Source organism: Limimaricola cinnabarinus LL-001 (assembly GCF_000466965.1).
Classification (GTDB): domain Bacteria; phylum Pseudomonadota; class Alphaproteobacteria; order Rhodobacterales; family Rhodobacteraceae; genus Limimaricola; species Limimaricola cinnabarinus.
Genome location: NZ_BATB01000102.1, coordinates 1 through 7582, shown reverse-complemented (window position 1 = coordinate 7582; position 7582 = coordinate 1). Strand labels below are relative to the sequence as shown.

General features: G+C 71.6%; 8 protein-coding genes and 3 pseudogenes. 7 read left to right on the top strand and 4 right to left on the bottom strand.

Annotated features, from left to right (window positions below; all coding sequences use genetic code 11):
• Positions 1-73: 73 nt before the first annotated feature.
• Positions 74-790, bottom strand: coding sequence for a squalene/phytoene synthase family protein (locus tag MBELCI_RS17785; RefSeq protein ID WP_235047695.1), 717 nt, complete (start codon positions 788-790; stop codon positions 74-76).
• Between the two features lie 178 nt (positions 791-968).
• Positions 969-1676 (bottom strand): annotated as a pseudogene (locus MBELCI_RS22820) (squalene/phytoene synthase family protein); the annotation flags it as partial.
• 195 nt (positions 1677-1871) lie between these two features.
• Between MBELCI_RS22820 and MBELCI_RS22115 the strand changes: the two are divergent.
• From MBELCI_RS22115 to MBELCI_RS17760, 7 genes and pseudogenes are all read left to right on the top strand, one after another.
• Positions 1872-2249: pseudogene (locus MBELCI_RS22115) on the top strand (FAD-dependent oxidoreductase); the annotation flags it as partial.
• Between the two features lie 125 nt (positions 2250-2374).
• Complete coding sequence (gene crtI / locus MBELCI_RS22110) at positions 2375-3409, top strand: phytoene desaturase family protein (protein WP_369385492.1); 1035 nt, start codon at positions 2375-2377, stop codon at positions 3407-3409.
• Positions 3406-4608, top strand: coding sequence for a phytoene desaturase family protein (locus tag MBELCI_RS17770; protein WP_021695635.1), 1203 nt, complete (start codon positions 3406-3408; stop codon positions 4606-4608). Before crtI ends, MBELCI_RS17770 begins: the two co-directional genes overlap by 4 nt.
• Complete coding sequence (locus MBELCI_RS22105; RefSeq protein ID WP_235047693.1) at positions 4536-4973, top strand: phytoene desaturase family protein; 438 nt, start codon at positions 4536-4538, stop codon at positions 4971-4973. The genes MBELCI_RS17770 and MBELCI_RS22105 overlap by 73 nt, the downstream gene beginning before the upstream one ends.
• Complete coding sequence (locus tag MBELCI_RS17765) at positions 4957-5571, top strand: lysophospholipid acyltransferase family protein (RefSeq protein WP_021695633.1); 615 nt, start codon at positions 4957-4959, stop codon at positions 5569-5571. Before MBELCI_RS22105 ends, MBELCI_RS17765 begins: the two co-directional genes overlap by 17 nt.
• A 32-nt stretch (positions 5572-5603) precedes the next feature.
• Positions 5604-5765 carry a hypothetical protein gene (locus tag MBELCI_RS22100; protein ID WP_021695632.1) on the top strand — a complete coding sequence of 54 codons (162 nt, stop codon included), beginning with the start codon at positions 5604-5606 and terminating at the stop codon, positions 5763-5765.
• Positions 5762-6880, top strand: coding sequence for a glycosyltransferase family 2 protein (locus MBELCI_RS17760; protein WP_021695631.1), 1119 nt, complete (start codon positions 5762-5764; stop codon positions 6878-6880). The genes MBELCI_RS22100 and MBELCI_RS17760 overlap by 4 nt, the downstream gene beginning before the upstream one ends.
• Here MBELCI_RS17760 and MBELCI_RS22095 read toward each other — a convergent pair.
• Both MBELCI_RS22095 and MBELCI_RS20195 read right to left on the bottom strand, forming a co-directional pair.
• Positions 6877-7074 (bottom strand): hypothetical protein, encoded by a 198-nt coding sequence (locus tag MBELCI_RS22095; protein ID WP_021695630.1) that lies wholly within the window; start codon positions 7072-7074, stop codon positions 6877-6879. The genes MBELCI_RS17760 and MBELCI_RS22095 overlap by 4 nt on opposite strands.
• A gap of 4 nt (positions 7075-7078) precedes the next feature.
• Positions 7079-7552, bottom strand: a pseudogene (locus tag MBELCI_RS20195) (aldehyde dehydrogenase family protein); the annotation flags it as partial.
• Positions 7553-7582 lie beyond the last annotated feature (30 nt).

The window sequence follows — 7582 nt, the reverse complement described above, 5'->3', positions numbered from 1 at the left end:
GCGCGCGCGCGGCGGCGGCGCGCGTGCGCGTCGGCCTCGATCTGGCGCAGCATCCGCTCGTAGGGGCCCATCATCAGCAGCGCGGGCGCGATGCGCAGCCGCGAATGCGCGCCGATCTCGCGCGCGGCTCGGGCATAGGCGGCGCGGGGCGCGCAGCGCGAGGGCGGCGGCGCGGCCTCGGGCAGGCCGGGCGCGGTCGGCGATGCTCTCGGGGCAGGCGGCGGGATGCCGGTCTGGGACAGAAGCTCGGCGGGCAGGTAGATCCGGCCCAGCCCGGCATCCTCCTCGCGTCGCGCAGGATGTTGGTGAGCTGCAGCGCCTCGGCGAGCGACAGGGCGAAGCGGCGCGACGCCTCGCCGCGCCACGCGCCGAACACATGCATCGACAGGATGCCGACCGCGCCCGCGACACGGCGCACATAGGCGTCGAGCGTGGCGGCATCGGGGGCGATCATGCCGCGCAGGTCCATGCGCATCCCGTCGATCACGAGGTCGAACTCTTCGAGCGGCAGGTCGTAGGCGCGCGCGGCATGGGCGATCTCGCGGCCCACCGGGGTCCGGGGGCGGCCCTCGCGGATGCGGGTCAGCTCGGCCTCCCACGCGTCCAGCCCCGCGCGCTTCTCGGCCTCGGGGCCGGGGGTGTCGACCACGTCGTCGACGACGCGGCAGAACGCATAGACCGCGAGGATCGCGCGGCGGCGGGGCGCTGGCAGCACGCGCATGCCCGCGCGAAAGCTGCTGCCCGAGCCCGAGACGATCTCGGCCACGCCCATCTGCATCGGATCGCTCATGCGGGGCGTGCCGGGGAGAGGAGCGTGAGGCCGCCGCGCAGCCCGGCGCGCCACCAATCGGCGCGGGCCGGGGCGACGCGGACGGCGAGGGGGTCGGACTGCGCGAGGCGGGCATGCAGGCGCGGGCCAGCGTCTCGATCACCCGGATTTCGGCGCGCAGGCGGCGCGCGCGCACGAGGCCGGGCAGGGTGGCGGCGCGGTCCAGAAGCGGCACGCAGGCGGCCAGCGCCCGATCGAGGACCACCCGAAGCTCGGGCGTGAGCGCGGTACCGCCGAGATCGCCGATATCCGCCCCCGCCTCGTGAATCCAGTCGAGCGGCAGGTAGACCCGGCCCAGATCGCGCCAGTCCTCGCCCAGATCCTGCATGTGGTTGAGGACCTGAAGCACGGTGCACAGCGCGTCCGAGGCGGCGTGGGTCCGCGGGCCTTCGCCGTGTAGATCGAGCAGGAAGCGCCCGACCGGGTTGGCCGAGGACTCGCAATAGCGGGTGAGGTCCGACCAGCTGTCGCAGGGCTGCGCCGCGACATCGGCGTGAAAGGCCGCGAGCATCGCGATGGCGTGGTCCTCGGCCCCGGCATGGCCGCAGGCGGCGAGCGCCGCGCGCAGGGCGTGGCCGCGCGGATCGCCTGCGTCATCTGCGCGCAGACCCAACTCGATCGCGTCGAGCCGCGCGCGCTTCACATCGGCGCGCAGATCGGGGTCGTCGGCGATGTCGTCGGCGGCGCGCACTACATCGTAGAAGGCCCGCACGGACGGTCGCAGCCGCGCCGGCAGCAGAAGCGAGCCCACCGGGAAATTTTCTGACGCAGCGTCGCGCGGACGGATCGGCGAGGCAGGCGGTGTGCCCGGGGCGGGCTCCGGCCGGATCGGCTCGATTTTTTGCATGTCGTGGCCCATCCGCGCCCTAATTGGTTCAACGCCCTTTCATGGGGCAGTTACCGAGAGAATGACACAGATGGTAGATACGCAGCAGTGCTTTGCAATCCATTCCCTGCAGGCAGGCCGCGCCCCGGCGCGCCGCGCGCGGCGGGGCGTTTGATCGTGGACGGCGGAGCCGGGATCGCGGGACGGCTGGCCGCGATGGGCGAGGCGTCCGGCAAGAAGGTGCTGGTGATCGGCGCGGGCCCCGGCGGGCTCGCCACCGCGATGCTGCTGCGCGCGGCGGGGGCCGAGGTGACGCTTCTCGAAAAAGAGGATCAGCCGGGCGGGCGCACGGGGGCGATCCGGCGCGACGGATACACCTTCGATGTCGGCCCGACCTTCTTTCTCTATCCTGAGATCCCGCGCGAGATATTCGCCGCCTGCGGTCACGACTTCGACAAGGAGGTCGAGCTGATCCGGCTCGACCCGATGTACCGGCTTCAGTTCGACGACGGGCGCACCATCGACGCCACGGCGGATGTCGATCGGCTGACCGCGCAGGTGGCGAAGATCGACGCGCGTGATGCGCGCAACGTCGCGGGCTATCTCGAGGCCAACCGCGCCAAGTTCGAGGCGTTCCGCCCGATCCTGCAACGCCCCTTCGCGAGCCTGCGCGACCTCGCGCATCCCGACATGCTCAAAGCCCTGCCGAAGTTCCGGCCATGGTCCACCGTGGACGGGGAGCTGCACCGCTGGTTCAAGAACCCGGACGTGCGCGTGGCCTTCTCGTTCCAGTCGAAATATCTGGCATGTCGCCGTTCAAATGCCCCTCGCTCTTCACGATCATCGCGCATGTCGAATACGGCTTCGGCGTCTGGCACCCCAAGGGCGGCTGCAACGCGATCACGGCGGCGATGGCGCGGGTGGCGGGGCGGATGGGGGTCGATATCCAGCTTTCCGAGCCTGTCGAAAAGCTCAAGCTCGAAGGGCGGCGCGCTGTGGGTGCTGTGACGGCCAAGGGCGAGCACGACGCCGACGCGGTGGTGATGAACGCCGATTTCGCCCATGCGATGACCTCGCTCGTGCCCGATGCGGCGCGCAAGCGCTGGACCGACAAGCGGATCAAGTCGAAGAGCTATTCGTGCTCGACCTTCATGCTCTATCTCGGGATCGAGGGGACGCTGCCGGAGATGAGCCATCACACCATCGCCTTCTCGGCCGACTACCAGCGCAACGTGGCCGAGATCGACGCGGGCAAGGCCCCGGCGGAGCCCACGATCTACGTGCAGAACGCGAGCCGGACCGACCCGACGCTGGCGCCCGAGGGGCATTCGGCGCTCTATGTGCTGGCCCCCGTCGGCAACCTCACCGGGGGCGAGGATTGGGCAGCGCTGGCGCCCGCCTACCGCGAGAAGATCCTCGACCGGGTCTGCAGGCTCGCCGGGCGCGACATCCGGCCCGCGATCCGCACCGAGATCATGTTCACCCCCGAGGACTGGCGCTCCAAGATGGCGGTCTATAACGGCGCGACCTTCAACCTCGCGCATAATCTCGGGCAGATGCTCCACTACCGGCCGCGCAACCGCTTCGAGGATATCGACGGCGTGTACCTGACGGGGGGCGGCACGCATCCCGGATCGGGCCTGCCGACGATCTTCGAGAGCGCGCGCATCGCGGCGCGGCTCTGCGCGGAGGATATCGGCCTGCCGGGGGCGAGCGAACTGACGACGACATTGCCGATGGAGGCTGCGGAATGACACGGACCGGAATCATCGGCGGCGGGCTTGGCGGCCTCGCCGCGGCCTGCACGCTGGCGGCGCGCGGCCATGACGTCGTGCTGTTCGAGAAGAACGACTGGCTCGGCGGCAAGGCAGCGGTGCTGGAAGAGGAGGGTTTCCGCTTCGACATGGGGCCGACGATCCTCACCATGCCGCGGGTGCTGGAGCGGATCTTTTCGGAGGCCGGGCGCGATCTGCACGAGGCGCTGGACCTGCGCCGCCTCGACCCGCAATGGCGGTGCTTCTACGATGACGGGTCGGTGCTCGACCTGCGCGACGATCCGAAACAGGCGGCGGCGGAGATCGGCAAGCTGTCGCCCGCCGACCGCGAGGGCTTTGAGAAGTTCATGGGCGTGGCGCGGCGGCTGTCGGATGTGTCGGACAAGTTCTTTTTCTGGAAGTCGGTCGAGGATCTGCGCGACACGATGGACCTCAAGGGGAGCATGAACCTCTCGACCCTGTCGGACGTGATGGCCCTCCGGATGCACCGCACCGTGGCGGGGCAGATCAAGCGCGACGTGAAGGACAAACGCGTGGCGCAGATGCTGGAGCATTTCATCCAGTATGTCGGCTCTTCGCCGCTGGCCTCGCCTGCGGTGCTTTGCGGCATCGCGCAGATGCAGCAGGGCGAAGGCGTGTGGTACCCCATGGGCGGCACCCGCGCCGTGCCGCGGGCGCTGACGGCACTGGCCGAGAGCCTCGGGGTCGAGATCCGCACCGGGGTCGGGGTGAGCCGGATCGAGATCGAGGGCGGGCGCGCGCGGGCCATCATCACCGATACGGGCGAGCGCGTGGCCTGCGACCGGGTGGTGTCGAACATGGACAGCGTGCGCACCTATGCCGAGCTTGTCGGCGGCGCCGAGGGCCGGGCCTCGAGAAGACCCGCAAGCGCGAGGCGGCCTGTTCGGGGGTGGTGCTCTATCTGGGTCTCGACCGGGCCTACGAGCATCTGGCGCATCACAACTTCGTCTTTTCGCGCGACCCCGAGGAAGAATTCGGCGCGATCTATGACCGTGGCGAGCCCGCCCCCGATCCGACCGCCTATGTCGCGGCCCCGTCGCGCACCGAGCCGGGGGTGGCGCCCGAGGGCGGCGAGGCGCTCTACGTGCTGGTGCACACGCCCTATCTGCGTCCGCATCACGACTGGAAGGCGATGCTGCCGGGCTACCGCGAGGTGATCATGGACAAGCTCAGGCGCACCGCCGGGATGGAGGACATCGACGAGCGGATCGTGGTCGAGCGCGCGCTGACGCCGCAGGACATCCACGAGCGTTACAACGTGCTGAACGGCGCGATCTACGGGCTGGCGAGCCATGGCAAGGTCTTGGGCGCATTCAAGCCGGGCAACCGGTCGCGGCAGGTCGAGGGGCTGTACCTTGCCGGTGGGTCGGCGCACCCGGGGCCGGGCATGCCGATGGCGCTGATGTCGGGCTGGATCGCCGCCGACACGGCGGATCGCGACGCGGGCGGCCGTGCGGTGGAGGGCCGGGAGGGGAGCCGGGACGGGGCTGCTGGCGGGGCGCGGGATGTCGCGGCGGAGTGACGACCCCGCCGCGCTGCGCTCCGAGCCGATGGCGCGGTTCTTCGCGCGGGTGATGCGGCGGCAGCTGGCGCGCGGATTTCGCGCGGTGCGGATCGCGCGGCCCGGTTTGCCGGAGCTGCCGGACGACCGGCCGGTGATGGTCTATTGCAACCACCCGTCATGGTGGGACCCGGCGGTGGTGATCGCGCTGCACGAGCGGCTGTTCCCGGCGCGGGGGGGCTTTGGCCCGATTGAGGCGGCGATGCTGGAGACATATCCATTCATGGCGCGGATCGGGCTTTTCGGCGTGTCGCCCGACCGGCGCGGCGCGGCGGCGTTCCTGCGCACCGCCGGCACCCTCGTGGCGCGACCCGACCGGGTGATCTGGATCACCGCGCAGGGGCGGTTCGCCGATCCGCGGGCGCGGCCCCTCGACCTGCGCCCCGGTGCCGCGCATCTGTTGGTGCGCGCGCCAAGGCTGATCGCGGTGCCGCTGGCGCTCGAATACCCGTTCTGGTCGGAGCGGCGACCCGAGGCGCTCTTGCGCTTTGGCGCGCCCCTGGAGGCACGTGAGGGCGAGACCACCTCCGACCTCGCGGCGCGGATGGAGGGCGCCTGACGCGCTGCTGCGACGATCTGGCGGCGCTCTCGATGGCGCGCGATCCGGATGCCTTCGACACGGCGATCGGCGGCGCACGCGGCACGGGCGGGGTCTACGGGCTGTGGCAGCGCGGGCGGGCGATGCTCTCGGGGCGGCGCTTCTCGCCCGATCACGCGCCGGGTTCCGCCTCCGGCCGGGGCGCGGAGCGATGATCCTCGCGCTGTCGATCCTGGGGCTGGCGCTGGCGGCGCTTTTCGCGGCGATGTGCCTCGTCAACCTGTCGGTGCTGCGCGCGCCACGGGCGGGCGACGGCGCGGCGGTGTCGATCCTGATCCCGGCGCGCGACGAGGCGGACAATATCGGGACTGCTCTCGACGCCGCACTCGGACAGCGCGGCGTGGAGGTGGAGGTCGTCGTGCTCGATGACGGATCGAGCGACGGCACCGATGCCATCGTGGCGGCGCGGGCCGAGGTCGAGCCGCGGCTGCGGCTCTTGCGCGGGGCGGCGCTGCCCGAGGGATGGATCGGCAAGACGCATGCCTGCTGGCAGCTTTCCAAGGCGGCGCGGTATCCGGTGCTGCTCTTCGTCGATGCGGATGTGCGGCTGGCCCCGGATGCGGCGGCGCGGCTCTCGGGCGAGATGGCGCGCGGCGATCTCGACGTGCTCAGCGGTTTTCCGGGACAGGTGACGCCGACATGGGCCGAGGCGATCGTGATCCCGCAGATCTTCACCACGCTTCTGGGGTACCTGCCGCTGCCGATGGCGCGGGCGCGGCCCGACCCGGCCTTTGGCGCGGGCTGTGGCCAGCTCATGGCGGTGCGGCGCAGGGCCTATGACGCGGCGGGCGGGCACGCGGCCTTCGCGGGGCGGATGCATGACGGGCTCGAGCTGCCACGCCGGGTGCGGCAGGCGGGCGGGCGCAGCGACCTGTGCGACGCCACGGATGTCGCGACCTGCCGGATGTATGACAGCGCGGGCGCGATCTGGCACGGGTTTTCCAAGAACGCGACCGAAGGCATGGCGACGCCGCGCGCGCTGCCCGTCTGGACGCTGCTGCTCTTTGGCGGGCACGTGCTGCCCTTCCTGACACTGATCGCGGCGCTGGTCGTGGCCGCGCCGTGGTCGGCCGCACTCTCGGGTCTCGGCTGCGCGCTGGTGCTCGGGGCGCGGGTGGCGATGGCGCGGCGGCTGCGACAGCCATGGCTGTCGGTCGCGGCACATCCGGTCGGCGTCATGGTGGTGCTGGCGATCCAGTGGAGCGCGCTGATCGACGCGCGGCGCGGGCGGCGGGCGGTGTGGCGCGGGCGCGATTACGGCAGGACCTAGCGCCGGCCGATCAGCGACGTGACGATGCGCTCGAAGTTGCGCCCGTAAGGCGGGCGCACGAGGCGGGCGAGCGATGGCCGCGCCGTCATCACCGAGCGGGGCCGGGTGAAGGCGCGAAAGCCTTCCTCGCCGTGATAGGCCCCCCATGCCGGAGGCCCCGGCGCCGCCGAAGGGCAACTCGTGCACGCCGACATGGAGCACCGCCTCGTTGATCACCGCGCCGCCCGAGGGCATCGCCGCGACCTCGGCCCGCGCCGCGCCGAGATCGCGGCCATAGACGTAAAGCGCGAGCGGGCAGGGGCGGGCGTTGACGAAGTCGCGCGCTTCTTCGGGCGTGTCATAGGGCAGGATCGGCAGGATCGGGCCGAAGATCTCTTCGCGCATCAGCGCGTGGTCGGGGGCCGGGTCGATCACCGCCATGGCCTGCAGGCGCGGCGGCGCCGGGGCGCGGGGCATCAGCGGCACGGCGTCGAGCCCGTGCAGCAGATCGGCGAGGCGCGCGCGGTCCGCGGGCCGGGCGATGGCGGCGTAATCGGGGCCGTCGGGATCGGGATAGAGGGCGGCGGCGGCGGTCTTCAGCGCCTCGACGAAGCGCGGCAGCAGGTCGCGCGGGACCAGCGCGTAATCGGGCGCGACGCAGGTCTGGCCCGCATTCAGAAGCTTGGCCGCCATGACCGAGCGGGCGGCGGCGTCGAGATCGGC

What these genes read in the sequence shown, in the direction of transcription:
- MBELCI_RS17785 (WP_235047695.1), bottom strand. Translation starts at nt 790, where the DNA reads ATGAGCGATCCGATGCAGATGGGCGTGGCCGAGATCGTCTCGGGCTCG.
- crtI (WP_369385492.1), top strand. Translation starts at nt 2,375, where the DNA reads ATGGTCCACCGTGGACGGGGAGCTGCACCGCTGGTTCAAGAACCCGGA.
- MBELCI_RS17770 (WP_021695635.1), top strand. Translation starts at nt 3,406, where the DNA reads ATGACACGGACCGGAATCATCGGCGGCGGGCTTGGCGGCCTCGCCGCG.
- MBELCI_RS17765 (WP_021695633.1), top strand. Translation starts at nt 4,957, where the DNA reads ATGTCGCGGCGGAGTGACGACCCCGCCGCGCTGCGCTCCGAGCCGATG.
- MBELCI_RS22100 (WP_021695632.1), top strand. Translation starts at nt 5,604, where the DNA reads ATGGCGCGCGATCCGGATGCCTTCGACACGGCGATCGGCGGCGCACGC.
- MBELCI_RS17760 (WP_021695631.1), top strand. Translation starts at nt 5,762, where the DNA reads ATGATCCTCGCGCTGTCGATCCTGGGGCTGGCGCTGGCGGCGCTTTTC.
- MBELCI_RS22095 (WP_021695630.1), bottom strand. Translation starts at nt 7,074, where the DNA reads ATGTCGGCGTGCACGAGTTGCCCTTCGGCGGCGCCGGGGCCTCCGGCA.